Below are 18,469 nucleotides of genomic sequence, written 5' to 3' on the forward strand. Positions count from 1 at the left end.
AAATCAGGTTCACGGATAAATGTCCGTGTATATCGCGATTTTTTTATTTTATCGGAACCTATTCTTGTCAAAACGCTGTGACAACAGTATGTTCCGATTGCCGACAGGTCTCAATAAATAAGTTTGTTGTTCATTGCTTATAACATGCATACATTTTGAATTGCTGATAAAATAGAAATAGAGCAAATATTCAAAAAAATAGTTTATCTGTGATGTGTTGGAACGGAGGATGGTTGAAGTTGGGGGACTTAAAGTATCTTCCTTCCAGTCTACTTTAAGGTGTCACTTTATATAATATCTGCGTATTCTTAATGGAGGTTAAGGAGGTATAAGTATTGACTGGTACAAAGTACATAAAACTACTAGGATTTATTCTTGGTGTAGTGATTTTGAATATCCTAGTGCTCTCGCCCGGATTTTTAGGGGTAGAGATAGGCGGAAGTGCTCTCTCAACAGCATTTGGGGTAACATTGCTGTTCGCCAGTGCGCTTGTACTGCTTTACGTGAGTTATGTCTTACTTTTTAAGCCGTCCGTCGTTTTACCAGTAAAACAGATCAAGACGCACGAGGACTACGTGGAGGCTTTGACTCACTACAGAAGTGTAAAAGCGCTGGAGGATGATATTACTCTTGTCTTAGAGCAGTTGGATCGCATGTTAAAAAAGAAGGACACCTTATTGAATGTTCTAAATCAGAGATTTGATACAACTGAGTTAAGTTACAAGAAGTTTACTTCTGTAACTCAAGAGGTAGAAAAACTATTCTACCTTAATGTCAGAAGTATACTGAACAGGCTCAATGTTTTTGACGAGTCGGAGTTTGAGAGTGTCATGAACAAGAAGTCAACTCAGTTCTCACAGGAACTTCTTCAAGAGAAAACCAACGTGTACAACGAGTACCTGTCGTTCGTGAAAGGTTCGATTGGCACTAACGAGGAAATTTTGTTGAAGTTGGATAAGTTACTACTGGAAATATCTCGATTAGATAGTTTTGAGCTAGGTGATATTGAAAATATGCCTTGTATGCAGGAAATAGATTCGTTGATCAAACAAACTAAATATTATAAGAACTAAGAGGTGTCATATTGAAAAAGAAGAGTAAGTTTTTCCTACTGTCGGCTATTATCGTGGTATTAGTGTTTGCACTCGTTTATTTCGGGGTAAATTTAACCTCTAATTTTGGGAAAACAAAAACGCAGGTGACTTCAGAAAATGCGGGTAAGCAATTAAGTAAACTTTATTCCGAAATCTCCGTCTCAACTGAGGCACCTGTAAAAGGTCAGATAGACCTTAATCCTGCTGATGTTGCGGAGTCGTTGCCGGATATCTCTAAATTTGCGGTATCCGTAAACAACACGACTGATAGTTTTGTAGAGATTTTCTCGTCTACAGAAAAGTCAGGCACGGGTGTTGACGGTTGGCTTAATGGCGTAGCAAACGATTTTAACAAAGCGAATATAGAAGTAGATGGAAAACCTGTCTCTGTCAAGATTCGCAATATTGCTTCTGGTACAGCCTCTGATTATATCAAATCAGGTAAATATGTACCAGACGCCTACACACCTTCAAATGAGCTGTGGGGTGAGATGGTAAAGGAAAGTGGCGTTAAGACTCAGCTTGTCTCTAAGCGTCTTGTTGGCAATGTTCCCGGGATCGTCATAGCCAAGAAGAAGCATGACGCTTTGGTAGATAAGTACGGTTCTGTGAATGTCAAAACTGTCACCGAAGCGATCTCTAATAACGAGTTTTCTATGGGGTATACTGATCCCTTTGCCAGCTCTACAGGCTTAAACTTTCTCGTAACAGCTCTCAATACTTTCGATAGCTCAAATATCTTGGGGGATAAAGCTGTTCAGGGGTTTGAGAAGTTCCAAGCTAACGTACCATTTACCGCATCTACAACCATTCAAATGCGAGATGCGGCTAAGTCGGGTATGTTGGAAGGGTTTGTACTTGAGTACCAAACTTATGTCAATGCGGCTGACTTGAAGGGTGGGTATGTCTTCACTCCTTTCGGTGTAAGGCATGATAGCCCATTGTACGCTTTAGGTGAACTAACGCAAGCTAAGTTAGAAATTGTAAAGAAGTTCGCAGATTTTGTCACACAGGATAGGTACCAAAAAACCGCAAAGGATAATGGGTTCAATGGTCTTGAAGACTACAAGTCGGAACTCAGTGCGGTAGATGGTAGCCTTCTATCCTCGGCGCAAAAGGTGTGGAAAGAGAAGAAGAACGGCAATAAACCTATCGCTGCGGTGTTCGTCACCGACGTGTCCGGTAGTATGGCGGGAGAGCCGTTGAACCGCTTAAAAGAGTCCCTGTTGAAGGGTCAGAAGTATTTGGGGAAGGATAACAGAATTGGTCTTGTCTCCTATTCAAGTCAGGTAACAATCAACCTCCCTATTGGAAAGTATGATACGAACCAACAGTCCATGTTTGTTGGTGCGGTAACCAGTCTTCAAGCCAGTGGCGGTACGGCTACATTTGATGGTATTATCGTAGCCTTGAAAATGCTCCAAGATCAGTTAGCTCTTGATCCAAATATGAAGCCAATAATTTTCGTCTTGAGTGATGGTGAGACGAATGAGGGATTTTCGCTGAAAGATATTAGGAGTCTGATCGAGAACTATAAGGTTCCAATTTATACAATCGGATATAATGCTGATATTAAGGCACTTCAAAGTATTTCGAGTATCAATGAGGCGGCTAGTATTAATGCAGATACAGATGATGTTGTCTATAAGATCGGAAACTTATTTAACGTTCAAATGTAATTACCAATGTAATTACCAATAGAGGAGGGTTACAATGTCATTTACAATGGAAGTAGCTAGTCCCGAAGAAATTAAAGTTGCGATCGAGGAGCAGGTTAAACCTGTACCGGAGGAAGTCGCAAAGCTTAAAGAGCAAGCGGATACCAATGTCGCAACGATCATGGCGTTAGACTTGGATTCGATTGATAAACGAAAAGAAATTCTTACCACTGTGGAAAGCTTCGGCTTAACTACGATGAAGGCGTCTTCAGAGAAAAACTCCTTGCTTCAAATCTCGGTAGGGAATCTCTCCAAGTCTGGAGATGAGGGTGGTGCAGTAGCTAAGGGTCTAGCAGAGCTTCAAATCCAATTGAAAGACTTAGACCCAAGTGTGATTGACTTTACAAAGCGAGGTTTTCTTGGTAAGTTCTTCAATCCGATCAGAGCATACTTCCAACGATTTGAAAAAGCGGATGCGGTTATTTCCAATATTATTGAAACCATGAATAAGGGTAAAATCACCTTGAAGAACGACAATACTACCTTGGAGATTGAACAACAGGGCCTTCGAGATCTTACGAAGCGGCTCAAAAAGGAGATTCAGCTTGTTTCGTTTATGGATGAGTCCATTGAGACTCAACTTGAAGCAGCAAAAGCCCGCAATGAGGACCCTGATAAAATCAGGTTCATCACGGAAGACGTGTTGTTCCCCCTACGTCAACGGACTATGGACATGCAACAGATGTTGGCGGTTAATCAACAAGGTTTCATATCATTCGAAGTAGTTATGCGGAACAATAAAGAACTTATGCGAGGGGCGGATCGTGCTAATACGGTAACGGTTGCGGCTTTGAGAAATGCTGTGATAGTTGCAAGTGCGCTTTACAACCAAGATATCGTATTGAAAAAGATCGAGGCTTTGAATGCAACCACAAACAACATTATCGCAGCTACGTCTAAAATGTTGAAGGAGCAAGGGGTTGCAATCCATAAACAAGCGATGGAAGCAAGTATTTCAGTTGATACATTAAAACAAGCTTTCACAGATAGTCTGTCGGCTTTGGAATCTATAAGTACTTATAAGCAAGAAGCTCTACCTAGGATGCGTGAGACGATTAATCAGTTCCGTGAACTGGCTGAAACCGGTGAGAAGCAGATTCAACGTTTAGAGAGTGGCAGTAAGTTGGGTCTGTAATATAAGCATACACGATCTGCAGAAAATCCCACTAACCTTTATTGGTCGGCTGGGATTTTTAAATTCACAGGCTTTCGGCAGGAACAATTGAATTAAATCAGAAATAATACTAACTACTTAGAGTCATTCACACCTTAGGCATGTACAACCCGAACAAACAGATTACTCTCATAATTTGACTTGAAATCATATATGGTTTAGTTTATGATCTAGATATGAAAACTACAAATATTACCGTAAATAAGAAGCAGCTTGCTTATGATTTTATTCGTGCTCAGATTGTAAATGGAGTCTTTGGACCGGGATATCGGGTTGTAATTGACCAGATTGCCAAGGAACTCAAACTAAGCATAATACCAGTAAGAGAGGCGATTCGTCAGCTTGAAGCGGATGGTTTAATTCAGTACAAGCCTTATAGTGGGGCGATTGTTAGTATAATTAATGAAGAAGAGTATATGGAAACTCTGGCAGTATTAGCCGTGCTTGAGGGATATGCAACCGAGCTCAGCTGTAAGATAATGGATTCGGACAGTATCACGCTTCTAGAACAAATTAATCAAAGTATGAGTGATGCTTTGTATGAGTTCGAGTTTGAGGAATTCGGAGAATTGAATCGTAAATTCCATGCTGTCATTATTGATTATTGTGGGAATGAGTATTTAAAGGAACAAATCCGCCAAACATGGGAACGGTTGAATCGCGTACGTAAATCTGGCTTTACCTTTATGCCTAAACGTGCGAGAGAATCTATCAAGGAGCATGCTCAGATTATTGAAATGATCAAGGCACAGACAATAGATGAACAGTTTGTAAGGCAGCATAAGCTAAATACAGTTAAAGCATTTAAAGATCGCAAAGATATGGAAATCAATATCGAAAAGTCGAATTCAACACGGTGAACTAATTATTAGGGACAGTTTCGTAGGGGGTGCAATTGCTGCACCTCTTTTTTACCTTTAAAGGAGTTAGGATTAATCGCGGAACAAATGATATATCATAAATAGTATAAAGATATAATATTTTATTAAAAATAACTTGTAATCATATACGATTTATTTTAAGATAATACCAATAAACTCAATTATATCAATAGGGGGTCTTGAGGATGGATGATCAAACTTTTCGAATGGCAATGGGGAAGTTCGCAACTGGCGTGACCGTTATTACGACTTGTTTAAATGGTGAACCTCATGGCATGACTGCAAACGCCTTCATGTCAGTGTCTCTAAATCCGAAGCTAGTATTAATCTCAATTGGTGAGAAAGCGAAAATGCTAGATAAAATTAAGGAAGCTGGAAAATTCGCTGTAAGCATACTAGCTGAAGAACAGAAAGAGATGTCTATGTACTTTGCAGGGCAAATTAAAGAACAGCGTGAGATTGATTTTGAATGGATTCATGATGTGCCAGTCCTACGTTCCTCATTAGCTACCATCGTATGTGATGTTTATCAAACGCACAAAGCGGGTGACCATACTTTGTTTATTGGTGAAGTTAAGCATTTAACACTAAATGATAGTGACCCCTTACTATTTTCAGCGGGCAAATATCGCAGCATGGAGAAGATAGACACTATTTAAGGAAGGAAGTGCAAATTGCAAATCACATTTCTTAACCATTCGTTCGAAGAATTATCATCATTAGACACTAAGGATTGTGTGATGGCACTTGGTTTTTTTGATGGAATTCATTTAGGTCATCAGCACATTATACGTAAGGCCAAAGAAATTGCCGAGAAAAAACAATTGCAGTTTTCATTGATGACCTTTACACCTCATCCTTCGGAGGTAATAAATCCAAGTCACGGAGCCTTTCCATACTTAACACCTTTTCATGACAAACTGCAAAAATTAGCAAGCCTTGGAGTTGAGCAGCTCTATATCGTAAGATTTGATATCCCGTTCTCTCGTTTATCTCCTCAAGAATTCGTGAAATATTATATAACTGGCCTGAAATGTAAGCATGTAGTTGCTGGCTTTGATTTTACCTTTGGATATCGGGGGGGTGGAAACATGACGCAGCTAGCAAATGATTATCACTATGAATTTGAAGTAACATCGGTTGCTAAGGTGGAGCACAATAATCAGAAGATAAGTTCCACTCTGATCCGTAAGTTGATTTCTTCAGGTGATGTAGATCTAATTCCAGATTATCTAGGTCATTATTACGAGATTACGGGGCAAGTGATAGGTAATCCTATGCACCCGAACCTTACATTTGGAAAGTTAAGTGTAATTACGGATGGTTACCTTCCTGAGTCTGGCGTCTATACAATCGTAGCAGAAATAAATAACCAATCATATGAAGGGACTTGTCGGGAACGGTTCTCTTTGGACAGCCACTGTATATTAATTCTAGATATACCTCACTGTCCAGAATGTGATGAGGCAACTTCTATTCAAGTAAAATGGATTTGTCGTGATTTAAGTCACTCCGATCGTTGTCGAATTCCAGTAGAATTAAGTTTTGCTAGCGTATAAGGGACCAGAGTGGATTGAATTATCTGAATTATTAGAAATGTACTTGTTATTGTATATGAAATAATATATGATATTTGTGTATACGGGAAAATCCTACATAATGTAACAAAAACTAACTTTTTACAACAGAATGAATACGCTTTCTTTCAAAAAAATGGAGGGTACAAAATGAAAAAAACCATGTCTATTGTCATCAGTTGTATGTTACTAATCGTCATGACAGCATGTGGAGGAGGCACTACTTCAAGTTCAAGTGCTCCTGCTACAACTAAACCGGATTCAGGTTCATCAACTCCAGCACCAGCTAAAGGATCGGATACGATTAAGATTGGTGGTGTATTTTCTTCATCTGGTGGTTCTTCTACACTTGGTAAGCCTCAAATGGATACACTTAAAATGCTTGTCGATGAAGCGAATGCTGCTGGAGGAATTAGTGGCAAGAAAATCGAGCTTTATTCATACGATGATAAGTCGGATCAGAATGAAGCTGTTCTTAACATGAAAAAGCTGCTTGAACAGGATAAAGTGTCGGTTATTGTCGGTGGCACGATTTCTGGTAATGCACTTGCAATCATCCCCCTTGCTGAGAAAGCTAAGGTACCATTAATCGCAGTTGCAGCTAGTAAAAAGATTAATATTCCAACTAAGCAATTTATTTTCAAAACAGCACAAGGTGACGATTTAGTTGTACCACGTGTAATTGAGTATCTGAAGGCGAATAATTTAACGAATATCGCTTGGTTAAATGTCGATAATTCATTCGGATCAAGTGCGCATGAAGAATTTAAGAATTTAGCTCCAGCAGCAGGTATTAAAGCAGTAATTGAAGATGTATTCGAACCAACGGTTAATGATGCTAAGCCAATGTTAACACGTGTCAAAAATGCGAATCCACAAGCGATTATCATATGGGGAACGACACAAGAATCAGCTGTTGTAACCAAGAACGTTCGTGAACTTGGTATTACTTTACCCATTATAGAATCTCATGGTATAGCGAATGCACAATTTATCGAGCTTACAGGAGATGCTTCAGAAGGTGTTGTTTTCCCAGCAGGAAGTTTACTAGTATCGGATCAACTTGGGGATGACAATGTACAGAAGAAAGTTCTAGAGAATTACAAGAAGCAATTTGAGGCCAAATATGGTTATGCAGCTAGTACATTCGGTGGACATGTATGGGATGCTTTCGAAATTATTAAGAAGGCAGTTGAAACAGCAGGAACAGATCCGGTTAAACTTCGTGATGCGATTGAAAATGGTACGAAAGACTTCGTAGGTATCAGTGGTATCTTTACTATGTCAGACAAAACCCATAACGGTTTGAAAACGGATGCATTATCCATAATTGAAATCAAGGGTAAGAAATGGACATTGAAAAAGTAAAGTGTGATCTTAACTTGTCATAAGGGAGGATATAGCTAATGGAATTCCAAGAGCAAATCATTCAACTTATATTTTCCGGATTGACCATTGGCAGCATTTATGCGTTAATTGCAACCGGTTTCGTAATAACTTATAACATCACTGGCGTATTAAATTTTGCTCAAGGCGAATTTGCGATGCTTGGTGCGATGATCTCCATATCATTGGTTTCTGCAGGGATGCCTCAAATACCCGCATTTATATTAACCATTCTATGTGTATTTCTAATTGGTACCTTATTCGAACGAGTTGCAATTCATCCAGCAAGACGTTCGAAGGGCTCAACGATGATTATTATTACGATAGGTGTTGCGATTGCAGTAAGAGGTATTGCGCTATTAATCTGGGGGACGGATCCTAAGATCCTCCCTCCCTTTACAGAAGGCAAACCCCTTAATATTCTCGGTGCAGTCATCCAACTGCAGAGTCTATGGGCTATCGGTGTAACACTAATTAGTTTATTCTTTATGTATGTTTTCTTCGAACGTACCTATATGGGAAAGGCCGTTACAGCATGTGTTGTTAACCGCTTTGCAGCACAGTTAATGGGTATTAGACCTGAGAAAATGTCCCTAATAGCGATTAGCGTAAGTGCTGCTCTAGGTGCAATCGGAGGTATTGTTATAGCCCCAATCTCGGGTGCTACATATGAAATGGGATTGATGCTTGGAATGAAGGCATTTATTGCTGCAGTTATTGGTGGATTAACAAATGCTCCTGCAGCGATTGTTGGCGCATTAATCGTAGGTTTGCTTGAAGCATTTACTGAAGGTCTATGGTCGAGTGGTTATAAGGACCTCATTATTTTCGGTGTGTTGCTTCTGGTGTTATTCTTTTTACCGAACGGCCTGTTTGCAAAAATGTCGGGTAAACGAGTATAGGAGGCCGTGATGAATAAATCGGGAATTAGTAATGTTTATACTCGTAGTGTCAAAGGAATCGTGTTTTTTGCCCTAGCTTTTATGATTATTCCACTCTTCTCTCCTTCAGCTTATATCTTGAGTACCTTGATCATTATCGGCCTTTACGGATTAATCTGTACGGGACTTAGTATGTTGATGGGTTACGCTGGCCAAATCTCTTTAGGTCATGCTGCATTTTATGGAATAGGAGCATATTCCTCTGCATTTGTTACTGTTAAAATGGGACTGCCTTCAGTAGCTGGGATTGCGGTTGGTATATTACTTGCAGCACTCATTGCATATATCGTCGGTATACCAACGCTCAAATTAACGGGTCATTATTTAGCGCTGGCGACGCTTGGCTTCGGAATGATTATGTTTGCTATATTCAAGCAATTAAAGGGAGTAACAGGTGGTTTAGAAGGATTCCTGAATATCCCTCCTTTGAACTTTTTTGGGATAAAAATTGATACAGACATTAAGTATTATTATTTCGTGTGGATATTGGTGCTTGTTGGTATTTTGGTAACTCGCAACATCATTCAATCTCGTGTAGGTCGTGCTTTGCGCTCGATTGAGAGCAGTGAAGTGGCTTCAGATTCAATAGGTGTCGATACGAGAAAGTATAAGCTACAAGTTTTTATTATGAGTGCTGTATTCGCATCTGTCGCTGGCAGTATATATGCTCACTACATTTCATTTATAAACCCTATGCTATTTAATTCAAACACATCGATCCATTTATTGATTATGTCGGTACTTGGTGGAGGCGCAAGCATATGGGGTGGACTAGTGGGAGCTCTCACCTATGTCTCTCTCGGTGAAGTGTTGAAAGAAATCATGCCTATATTTGTAACGACTGGCAGTGATGAATTCAAGATTATTTTCTTCGGTATCGTGCTAGTTGTCATGCTTATTTATATGCCAGAAGGATTAGCCTCCATTTTTGGTAAATTACGAGGGAAATTATTCCCGGCGATCAAGAAGAATGGTAATAGTGCCAGGATGAAAGGTAAAACTCAAATCGAAAAAAATGTTGATACCCCTGGAGGTGAAGTGTGATGAAATTTCATTCACCCCTACTTAAAGTATCTAATCTGACGAAATCGTTCGGCGGTGTCTTAGCTGTTAATGACGTTTCATTTGATATTGATCCGGGTCAAATCACTGCTGTAATTGGTCCGAATGGTGCAGGGAAGACAACGTTATTTAATATGATAACCGCAATTCTTCCGATGACTTCAGGAAATGTTCAATTTATGAATAAAGACATTACGGGACTTAAGCCTTCACAAATAGCAAGGATCGGGATAACGCGAACGTTTCAAAATTTGCAAATATTCGGAAACATGTCTGTTGTTGAGAATGTCATGACGGGCGCTCATACTCAGCTCAAGACGGGGATTATACGTTCTGCATTCAGACCCCCTTCCGTTATTCGAGAGGAAGAGAAAGTGCATGAAGATGCACTGAAACAGCTCGATAATGTCGGATTGCTCGAGTTTGCTTATGATGAAGCCGATACGCTGCCATATGGTAATCAGCGTCTCCTCGAGATTGCTAGAGCAGCAGCATCAGGCTCGAAGCTCATTCTGCTTGATGAACCAATGGCGGGTTTAAATCCACAAGAATCCAAGAAGCTGGTAACTATTATCGAACGCATGAGAGCAGATGGAATGACGTTTCTATTCGTAGAGCATGACATGGAAACGGTAATGTCGATTGCAGATAATATCGTTGTACTTGATTTTGGTGAGAAAATTGCAGAAGGTACCCCGACAGAAATATACAATAACCCAGCGGTGATTGCGGCCTATTTGGGAGACGAGGAGATCGTGATCTGATGTTACAAGTATCTGGTTTGCACACTTATCATGGGCATTTACATGCGCTCAAAGGTATTTCCTTCTCCGTTAAGAAGGGAGAGCTTCTATCTATTGTAGGTTCCAATGGAGCAGGTAAGAGTACGCTACTCGGAACCCTTGCTGGTGTGTATACTCCTAAGGCAGGCAGTATTATTTTTGAAGGTGAAGATATTACCAAATTACAAGTTGAACAGGTTGTTGCTAGAGGAATCTGTCTCGTACCTGAACGTAGACAAATATTCGACTCGCTTTCTGTCAAAGACAATCTACTCCTAGGTGCCTATCACCGTATGGGGAAGAACAAGAAACGCATTGGGCAGGATTATGATAAAGTACTTGAGATGTTTCCAAAATTAAAAACAATGCTGGAACGTCCGGGGGGACTACTTAGTGGTGGTGAGCAACAGATGCTTGCGATTGGTCGCGGATTAATGTCTCATCCCAAATTAATGATGTTGGATGAGCCTTCACTCGGACTAGCACCGCTTATTGTGAAGAGTATCATGGAGATCTTTTCGCAACTAAAAAGTGAGTTTGATACGACGATCATTCTCGTTGAGCAGAATGTGAAAGCTGCCCTTGGTGTAGCGGAACATGCTTGTGTACTCGAACGAGGCGAAATCGCTATACAAGGCACAGCCTCTGAAATAATGGATCATCCAGATGTTCGCAGCGCTTATCTAGGCAAAAACAAGACTGTTGTACTATGAGAAAAATTGGTGTAAAACTATTCCTGTTGTTTTTTTGTTGCACGGTTTCGCTTGTTACCATTGTTGGTTTTTTCTCCTACTATGAATCAAAAGGGATTATTGAAGATAAACTGTCCTCCTCAACAGTACAAACGATTGAACAGGCTGCGGATAAGCTGGATCTTATTTTTCATAATTTTGAAAATACAGCAACTCAAATTTTGGCTGATCAGAATTTTCAGGTTAATACTAAGAAATATTTTACACTCAGTGACAGTGATGCTGAGAAAGTACCTTTAGCCGTTACAACAGGCAATATTCTTAATAGCATGGCAGGTACAAACTCGGGTATTGATGGTGTCTATTTAATTCCCGTTGATGGCTCGATGATGATTTCCAGCACATTCAATGCTTCTCTAGCTAGTAATAATGCCATTGTGAAAGAACCATGGTTTGAAAGGGTCCTGCAAGGCGAAGGATCTCTTATATGGATGGAACCGAGAAGTACAAGTTATAGTGGTACCAGGAAAGAAGCTGTTTTTGCGCTTGCTCGCTTATTAACGAACGCAGATCAGAAGGGTCCAAACTATGTTCTTATGGTCGAGATCAGGAAGGATCTTCTTGATTCTGTCCTCGAAAAAATTAAAATCAGCGACAGTAGCCGTGTTGTCATTTTAGATGATGCGAACAAACTAGTTCTTACAGCAGAAGAGGACAAAATCGGAGAATTATTCGATCTTGAGCTTAATAACTCACAATTTGAATTGGCAAAAGAACAGGGTCAATCTACATTTATAGATGGGCAAGATGGCAAACAACTCGTTTCGTATAAGAAAATGAGCACATCTGGTTGGAATGTTACCACAGCCGCTTCGTTATCTGAGCTACTAAAGGAAACAGATTCGATCCTGTGGGTAACGATTATCATGATTGCTATCTCTATTGTTGTTACATCTGTTGCTGGTTATTTCGTCGCCCGAATGATTGGCCGTCCACTGACCAATTTGCGAAATTTGATGAAAGAAGGCGAACTAGGGAATCTGACAGTTCGTACTGAATTCCGTAGCAGGGATGAAATAGGACAGCTTGGCTCAAGTTTTAACCTGATGATGGAGCAAATTACGAAGCTTATGAGGCAAACAACTGCCACAACGAACGAGGTGCTCGTTACAGCAGGTAAACTATTGGAAGTATCCCAAAGGACATCTTCTTCAGCGAATGAGATTGCTCTTGCGAACGAACAAGTAGCAATGCGTGCGACAAGCTTAGCTGTGGAAGCTGATAAAGGCTATGAATTAACGCATCAGATTGGTAACAAAATGGGCCAAGTTCAAAATTCTAATGTAGAGATGACCGATATCGTAACAAATATCCAAAGTGTGAGTGAAAGTGGTTCTGCTGCAATGACAGAGCTAGCTTCGCAAACGAACCTAACGGAAACCACGACACGTTCAATGGTGACGAGAGTCAACAGTTTAAAACAAAGTACGTTGTCGATCCAAAAAGCACTCAATTTACTAAAATCGATTGCTAAACAGACGAACATCTTATCGCTTAATGCTTCAATTGAAGCGGGTCGAGCGAATTCAGCGGGTAAACAGTTCTTAGTGGTAGCCGCAGAAGTCCGTAGTCTAGCTCATCAATCTAAGGAATCCATTGAACAAGTAGAAGGCATCACTGACCTCATTCAAAGGGAGATTGACGAGACGGTAGCTGTCATGACGAAGGCTTACCCTATCTTTAATAAACAGATTGAATCTGCAAAGGAAGCTAAAGTTGTATTTGAACAGGTACAGGATCATATGGGGGCATTCGTTGAGAGCTTACAAGGTGTTACAGAATCCATCTATACCCTTGATGAATCTCAATCAGAGTTGACTAACGTAATGGGTCATGTAAGTGCGCTATCACAGGAATCATCTGCGACCTCTGAGGAAGTATCGTCGCTGAGTATCGAACAGTTAAGAATGAGTGAAGGTTTGCTTGAGCTGTCAAGTACGCTTGAACTGTTGTCGAATACGCTTAAAGAGTCACTAAAGAATTTTAGAATATAATATCATATATGATTTAGTAAAATAATACTTGAAAGCATATATTATTTGTTATATGATCACGATATAAATAAAATTTTTAGTCAACTCAGAAGATTAATATTATTTACTAACATGGAACAGAAGGGATGAGTATCATGACAAATTTAGCCGAAGCAACACAACGTTTGAGAGGGTCTATTGCACCCATAATCACCCCGTTTGATACGAATAATAAAGTGGACTTGAACGTGATGAGCAGCCTCATTGAATGGCACATCGAATCCGGTTCACATGGAATCTCCGTGACTGGTACGACTGGAGAGCCCAGTTCACTATCCATCAAAGAACGTGAACTTGTTATGGAGAATGCGATTAAGACTGTAAATAAGCGTGTACCCGTAATGCCAGGAACAGGATCTACGAATCACGAAGAGGCGCTACATTTGACGAAGCTTGCGCAAGAAATGGGGGCAGATGCAGCACTAGTAATCGTGCCTTATTACAACAGACCGAATCAACAAGCGCTATATAATCATTTTAAAATCATCGCTAATTCCGTAGATATTCCAATCATTCTATATAACATTCCAGGCCGTACAGCAGTAAACATGGAAGTGAGTACACTAGCTAGACTTGCAGAGGATTGCACCAATATTGTCGGAGTTAAAGAATCTAATAAAGACTTTGAACATGTAAATCGTGTGCTACATAGTTGCGGAAGAGACTTCCTCTTGTTTTCAGGAATTGAGCTTCTTTGTTACCCAATGCTAGCGATCGGTGGAGCAGGTCATGTTGCGGCAACAGCAAACGTTGCTCCTAAGGAAGTAGCTGAGCTTTATAATAGCTGGGTTGCGGGGGATGTAGAGAGAGCGATTGAACTTCATTATTACTTAATGACACTCAATGACGTTCTGTTTAAAGATACGAATCCAGTTCCTCTCAAAGCTGCGATGGGTATGATGGGTAAAATTAATCCTGATGTGAGACTACCACTTGGACCAACATCAGATGCGCTATATAAAGAGTTAAAAGAAACACTTATTCAATACAAAATTATTAAATAATACCATGAGGATTGCTGCCCTAAGAAGAACAGATTGTGAGACGGAAAGGAATGAGGAAGACATGAATCAGACTAAAATTGGCAAAGTGCTGCATTATATCAATGGTCAGTTCGTTGAGAGTGTATCAGGCAGTGTGTTCCAAAACATCAATCCGTTCAGCAACGAGCCGATTAACGAAGTCGCTGAGGGATTCGCAGAAGATATCGATAAAGCAGTCAAAGCGGCTCGTAAAGCATTCGACGAAGGTCCATGGCGGACAATGAGCGTTAACGAACGGATGAAATATATCATTAAGATCGCTGAATTAATCGAGAAGAACGCAGAAGAAATATCGTACTTAGAATCATTGGACAGCGGTTTACCCATTGCACAGACGAAGAAACAAGCTGAACGTGCAGCGCAAAATTTCCGTTTCTACTCGGAGATGGTTAAGAGTCGTCTAGTTGGCGAATCATATCAGGTCGATAACTCCTTTATCAACTATACGATTCACAAACCAGTTGGCGTTGCTGGACTGATCACACCATGGAATGCACCGTTTATGCTAGAGACATGGAAGGTGGCTCCGACACTTGCTACCGGAAATACATGTGTATTGAAACCGGCGGAGTGGTCGCCACTTACAGCCAATAAACTAGCTGAGATTATTCATGAAGCAGGTTTACCAGAAGGTGTCTTCAATGTCGTACACGGATTCGGCGAGACATGTGGAGCACCACTCGTAGCTCATCCAGGAGTACAATTGATTTCCTTTACTGGAGAGACATCAACAGGTTCTGCAATTATTAAGAACGGTGCGGATACGCTTAAGAGATACTCAATGGAGCTTGGCGGCAAATCCCCAGCAATCGTATTTGAAGATGCTGATCTAGATACAGCATTAGATGCTGTTGTATGGCAAATTTTCTCCTTTAATGGCGAAAGATGCACGGCTAATTCCAGACTCCTCATTCATGAATCTGTCCATGATCAATTTGTAGATAAGCTGAAGGAAAGATTGTTTAGTATCAAAGTAGGTGATCCGCAGGATCCAACGACAGAAGTAGGTCCACTTATCCACCGTGAACACTACGCTAATGTCATGAGATATATTGATATCGCACGCAAAGAAGGTGCTGAGGTCATTTCTCCTATTATTCCTCCTGAGTTTAGTGCGGGTAACTATGTAGCTCCAACGCTCATTCTGGGTGCCAATAATAAAATGACGGTTGCACAAGAAGAGATTTTTGGTCCCGTGCTTACGGTAATCCCATTCTCGAGCGACGAGGAAGCTTTAAATATGGCTAATGATTGTAAGTATGGATTAGCTGCCTATGTATGGACCAATGATATTAAGCGGGGACACCGTATGGCACAAGCGATTGACTGCGGAATGGTGTGGCTCAATTCACAGAATGTGAGAGACTTGCGTACACCTTTCGGAGGCTCCAAAGCAAGTGGAATCGGTCGTGAAGGGGGTCACTACGGATTCGAGTTCTATACAGAAACACAGATCGTTCATGTAGCATTAGATGAGCAGCACATCCCAGCATTCGGCAAGAAGAAGGTTACCGTGTAACAACCATATGAGGAGGTAGTACCATGCCAGCTAAGACAGGCCAGCAGTATATCGACCGTGTAGACCAAGCACAATCAGATGTCTGGATTGATGGGAAACAGATAACAGGTAAAGTATCGGAACATCCTGCTTTCAGTGGGGTTATGAAAAGCCAAGCTGCTTTGTATGATATGCAATTTGACCCTAACAAGAAAGAGATCATGACTTATGTATCGCCAACATCAGGTGAACGCGTAGGTACTTCCTTCTTACAACCAAGCACCAAGGAAGATTTAGAACAAAGACGGAAGATGATTCAGGAATGGGCGAAGTATAATGGCGGTATGATGGGTCGTTCCCCTGATTATATCAATGCAGGAATGATGGCCTATGGGGCTGCCGCAGATATGTTCGGAGTACAGGATCCTATGTATGCTGAAAACATGAGGAAATATGCGGAATATATTCGTGAAAACGATTTATCACTTACTCATACGCTCATTCAGCCGCAAGTGAATCGTGGTATTCAAATTAATGAATTATCGGATCCTTATATAGCAGCTCGTATTGTGGAGAAGAATGATGATGGTGTTATTATTCGAGGTGCTCGCTTGCTCGCTACTCAAGGTGGAATAACCGATGAAATCATGGTTTTCCCATCTACGCTACTAAAGCAATCGGAAGAGGAGAATCCGCATGCATTTGCGTTCTCAATTCCTAACAATACACCTGGATTGAAGTTTATTTGCAGAGAATCGTTTGACTACGGCAGATCCAATTTTGATCACCCACTAGGCTCTCGTTTTGAAGAGATGGACGCAATTGTTGTTTTTAATGACGTTACTGTTCCTTGGGATCGAATCTTTGCACTTGGTAATGCTGATATTTGTAATCGTGCTTACTCTGAAAGTAACGCTGCTGTTCATATGACACACCAAGTCGTATCGAAGAACGTTGCAAAAACGGAATTCATTCTTGGTATTCTTCAGTTAATGGTAGAAACGATTAATATCGGACAATATCAACATGTACAGGAAAAAATGTCAGAAGTAATTATCGTGCTTGAAGCAATGAAAGCGTTTTTAATTGCTTCTGAAGCAAATGCTAAGGTTGACCGCTTTGGAGTCATGACGCCTGATTTCGCTCCTCTTAATGCAGCACGTAACTACTTCCCGAAGATTTACCCGCGTTTTTCTGAAATTATGCAGCTCCTTGGAGCAAGCGGATTAATGGCAATTCCAAGCGAAGCAGATTTTAATTCTGTTCTCCGCCCTGAATTGGACAAGTACTTACAGGCTGCAAATGGCGACGCTTACAATCGAGTTAAGCTGTATCGTTTGGCATGGGATGTATGTATGAGCGCATTCGGTACTCGTCAAACGTTGTATGAACGCTTCTTCTTCGGAGATCCAGTAAGAATGGCTGGCGCTTTATACAGTGGATATGATAAGCAAGTATATGTTGATCGTGTGAAGGAATTCTTGGATCGTTCCGAACAGTTAGTGAGTAGTCGTTAAACATTTCAGAATTGGGGGCAACAAAATGGATTTCTCAATTATTCGAATTGCAAATGTGGTTATGAATGTAACTGATCTTGAACGTTCAAGAAAATTTTATGTTGATGCTTTGGGCTTTATCATAACTGAAAGTGACGAGAACAATTTGTACCTTCGCGGTCTAGAGGAGCATAATCATCACAGTCTTCATTTGATAAAAGCCGACAAACCAGGAATTGTTGTACTAGGTTATAAAGTTATGAAGGAAAGTGACTTGGAGGAAATCGAGAAGCTATTCGTATCCAAAGGCCTCAAAACCAAATGGATGCCCAAAGGCTCTCAACATGCGATTGGAAGAACTTTGCGTGCGCAGGATGTTAGCGGACTTTCCTTAGAGTTTTATGCAGAGATGGATAAGGCTGAAAGATTACTTCAAAGATATGACCTATACAAAGGCGCTAGAATTCAGCGAATGGATCATGTGAATTGTTTTGTTCCCGATGTAACTAAAGCCTATAATTTCTTTACACAGGATCTCGGCTTCGCTTGCTCGGAATATACCGCTCTTGAAGATGATACCTATTATGCGACTTGGCTGCATCGGAAGCAAAATGTACACGATCAAGCCTTCATGAACGGCGATGGCCCAAGACTTCATCATGTGGGCTTCTGGTTACCTGATCCGTTAGCTCTCATTCATGCTTGTGATGTGCTTGCGTCCCTTGGCTATCAAGATAGTATTGAAAGAGGACCTGGTAGACATGGACTTTCCAACGCATTCTTCTTATACTTGAGAGATCCAGATGGTATTCGCGTAGAGTTATATAACGGTGACTATCTGACAAGTGATCCTGATCTTGGACCAATTAAATGGAGTATTAACGACCCAAGAAGACAAACGTTCTGGGGAAGTAAGACACCTGCATCCTGGTTTGATGAAGGTACGCCGTTCATCGATATTGAAACAGGAGAAGAGACAGATCAGAAGCCTCCTGTTCTAGCACCTAGAAAACCGGAGCACTTAATCTAAGG

Annotated in this window: 16 protein-coding genes; all 16 read left to right on the plus strand. The window is 40.7% G+C overall.

What is annotated here, in order from left to right:
* The first annotated feature begins 335 nt into the window (after positions 1-335).
* The 16 genes from AC1DOK_RS09675 to hpaD all read left to right on the plus strand — a co-directional run bounded on the left by AC1DOK_RS09675 (position 336) and on the right by hpaD (position 18,467).
* The gene (locus tag AC1DOK_RS09675; protein WP_477554047.1) at positions 336-1,073 is read left to right on the plus strand and encodes a hypothetical protein; all 738 of its coding nucleotides are present in this window, start codon (positions 336-338) and stop codon (positions 1,071-1,073) included.
* Positions 1,074-1,084: 11 nt separating this feature from the next.
* Complete coding sequence (locus tag AC1DOK_RS09680; RefSeq protein ID WP_477554048.1) at positions 1,085-2,773, plus strand: vWA domain-containing protein; 1,689 nt, start codon at positions 1,085-1,087, stop codon at positions 2,771-2,773.
* 34 nt (positions 2,774-2,807) lie between these two features.
* A complete protein-coding gene (locus AC1DOK_RS09685; protein WP_477554049.1) occupies positions 2,808-3,947 on the plus strand; it encodes a toxic anion resistance protein in 1,140 nt (379 codons plus the stop codon).
* Between the two features lie 215 nt (positions 3,948-4,162).
* Positions 4,163-4,846: a GntR family transcriptional regulator gene (locus AC1DOK_RS09690; RefSeq protein WP_477554050.1), complete on the plus strand. Its 684-nt coding sequence runs from the start codon at positions 4,163-4,165 to the stop codon at positions 4,844-4,846.
* Between the two features lie 206 nt (positions 4,847-5,052).
* Positions 5,053-5,526 (plus strand): flavin reductase family protein, encoded by a 474-nt coding sequence (locus tag AC1DOK_RS09695; RefSeq protein WP_477554051.1) that lies wholly within the window; start codon positions 5,053-5,055, stop codon positions 5,524-5,526.
* Between the two features lie 15 nt (positions 5,527-5,541).
* Positions 5,542-6,426 (plus strand): cytidyltransferase, encoded by an 885-nt coding sequence (locus AC1DOK_RS09700; RefSeq protein ID WP_477554052.1) that lies wholly within the window; start codon positions 5,542-5,544, stop codon positions 6,424-6,426.
* Between the two features lie 168 nt (positions 6,427-6,594).
* Positions 6,595-7,812: an ABC transporter substrate-binding protein gene (locus AC1DOK_RS09705; protein WP_477554053.1), complete on the plus strand. Its 1,218-nt coding sequence runs from the start codon at positions 6,595-6,597 to the stop codon at positions 7,810-7,812.
* A 38-nt stretch (positions 7,813-7,850) separates the two neighbouring features.
* Positions 7,851-8,732: a branched-chain amino acid ABC transporter permease gene (locus tag AC1DOK_RS09710; protein WP_477554054.1), complete on the plus strand. Its 882-nt coding sequence runs from the start codon at positions 7,851-7,853 to the stop codon at positions 8,730-8,732.
* Positions 8,733-8,741: 9 nt separating this feature from the next.
* Complete coding sequence (locus tag AC1DOK_RS09715) at positions 8,742-9,815, plus strand: branched-chain amino acid ABC transporter permease (protein ID WP_477554055.1); 1,074 nt, start codon at positions 8,742-8,744, stop codon at positions 9,813-9,815.
* Positions 9,815-10,597 (plus strand): ABC transporter ATP-binding protein, encoded by a 783-nt coding sequence (locus AC1DOK_RS09720; protein ID WP_477554056.1) that lies wholly within the window; start codon positions 9,815-9,817, stop codon positions 10,595-10,597. The genes AC1DOK_RS09715 and AC1DOK_RS09720 overlap by 1 nt, the downstream gene beginning before the upstream one ends.
* Positions 10,597-11,328 carry an ABC transporter ATP-binding protein gene (locus AC1DOK_RS09725; RefSeq protein ID WP_477554057.1) on the plus strand — a complete coding sequence of 244 codons (732 nt, stop codon included), beginning with the start codon at positions 10,597-10,599 and terminating at the stop codon, positions 11,326-11,328. Before AC1DOK_RS09720 ends, AC1DOK_RS09725 begins: the two co-directional genes overlap by 1 nt.
* A complete protein-coding gene (locus AC1DOK_RS09730) occupies positions 11,325-13,361 on the plus strand; it encodes a methyl-accepting chemotaxis protein (protein ID WP_477554058.1) in 2,037 nt (678 codons plus the stop codon). The genes AC1DOK_RS09725 and AC1DOK_RS09730 overlap by 4 nt, the downstream gene beginning before the upstream one ends.
* Positions 13,362-13,495: 134 nt before the next feature.
* Positions 13,496-14,404 carry a 2,4-dihydroxyhept-2-ene-1,7-dioic acid aldolase gene (gene hpaI / locus AC1DOK_RS09735; RefSeq protein WP_477554059.1) on the plus strand — a complete coding sequence of 303 codons (909 nt, stop codon included), beginning with the start codon at positions 13,496-13,498 and terminating at the stop codon, positions 14,402-14,404.
* Positions 14,405-14,465: 61 nt separating this feature from the next.
* Positions 14,466-15,962 carry a 5-carboxymethyl-2-hydroxymuconate semialdehyde dehydrogenase gene (gene hpaE / locus AC1DOK_RS09740; RefSeq protein WP_477554060.1) on the plus strand — a complete coding sequence of 499 codons (1,497 nt, stop codon included), beginning with the start codon at positions 14,466-14,468 and terminating at the stop codon, positions 15,960-15,962.
* Between the two features lie 23 nt (positions 15,963-15,985).
* Positions 15,986-17,458 (plus strand): 4-hydroxyphenylacetate 3-monooxygenase, oxygenase component, encoded by a 1,473-nt coding sequence (hpaB, locus tag AC1DOK_RS09745; RefSeq protein WP_477554061.1) that lies wholly within the window; start codon positions 15,986-15,988, stop codon positions 17,456-17,458.
* A 25-nt stretch (positions 17,459-17,483) separates the two neighbouring features.
* On the plus strand, positions 17,484-18,467 hold the full coding sequence (gene hpaD / locus AC1DOK_RS09750; RefSeq protein WP_477554062.1) for a 3,4-dihydroxyphenylacetate 2,3-dioxygenase: 984 nt from the start codon (positions 17,484-17,486) through the stop codon (positions 18,465-18,467).
* The last annotated feature ends 2 nt before the right edge of the window (positions 18,468-18,469 follow it).

Source organism: Paenibacillus sp. P5_B5, from assembly GCF_056400365.1.

Excerpts from the sequence above, each read along its gene's own strand:
- AC1DOK_RS09715 (WP_477554055.1), top strand. The coding sequence starts at position 8,742 with ATGAATAAATCGGGAATTAGTAATGTTTATACTCGTAGTGTCAAAGGA.
- AC1DOK_RS09710 (WP_477554054.1), top strand. The coding sequence starts at position 7,851 with ATGGAATTCCAAGAGCAAATCATTCAACTTATATTTTCCGGATTGACC.
- hpaI (WP_477554059.1), top strand. The coding sequence starts at position 13,496 with ATGACAAATTTAGCCGAAGCAACACAACGTTTGAGAGGGTCTATTGCA.
- AC1DOK_RS09725 (WP_477554057.1), top strand. The coding sequence starts at position 10,597 with ATGTTACAAGTATCTGGTTTGCACACTTATCATGGGCATTTACATGCG.
- AC1DOK_RS09720 (WP_477554056.1), top strand. The coding sequence starts at position 9,815 with ATGAAATTTCATTCACCCCTACTTAAAGTATCTAATCTGACGAAATCG.
- AC1DOK_RS09695 (WP_477554051.1), top strand. The coding sequence starts at position 5,053 with ATGGATGATCAAACTTTTCGAATGGCAATGGGGAAGTTCGCAACTGGC.
- hpaE (WP_477554060.1), top strand. The coding sequence starts at position 14,466 with ATGAATCAGACTAAAATTGGCAAAGTGCTGCATTATATCAATGGTCAG.
- AC1DOK_RS09690 (WP_477554050.1), top strand. The coding sequence starts at position 4,163 with ATGAAAACTACAAATATTACCGTAAATAAGAAGCAGCTTGCTTATGAT.
- AC1DOK_RS09730 (WP_477554058.1), top strand. The coding sequence starts at position 11,325 with ATGAGAAAAATTGGTGTAAAACTATTCCTGTTGTTTTTTTGTTGCACG.
- AC1DOK_RS09685 (WP_477554049.1), top strand. The coding sequence starts at position 2,808 with ATGTCATTTACAATGGAAGTAGCTAGTCCCGAAGAAATTAAAGTTGCG.
- AC1DOK_RS09705 (WP_477554053.1), top strand. The coding sequence starts at position 6,595 with ATGAAAAAAACCATGTCTATTGTCATCAGTTGTATGTTACTAATCGTC.
- hpaD (WP_477554062.1), top strand. The coding sequence starts at position 17,484 with ATGGATTTCTCAATTATTCGAATTGCAAATGTGGTTATGAATGTAACT.
- hpaB (WP_477554061.1), top strand. The coding sequence starts at position 15,986 with ATGCCAGCTAAGACAGGCCAGCAGTATATCGACCGTGTAGACCAAGCA.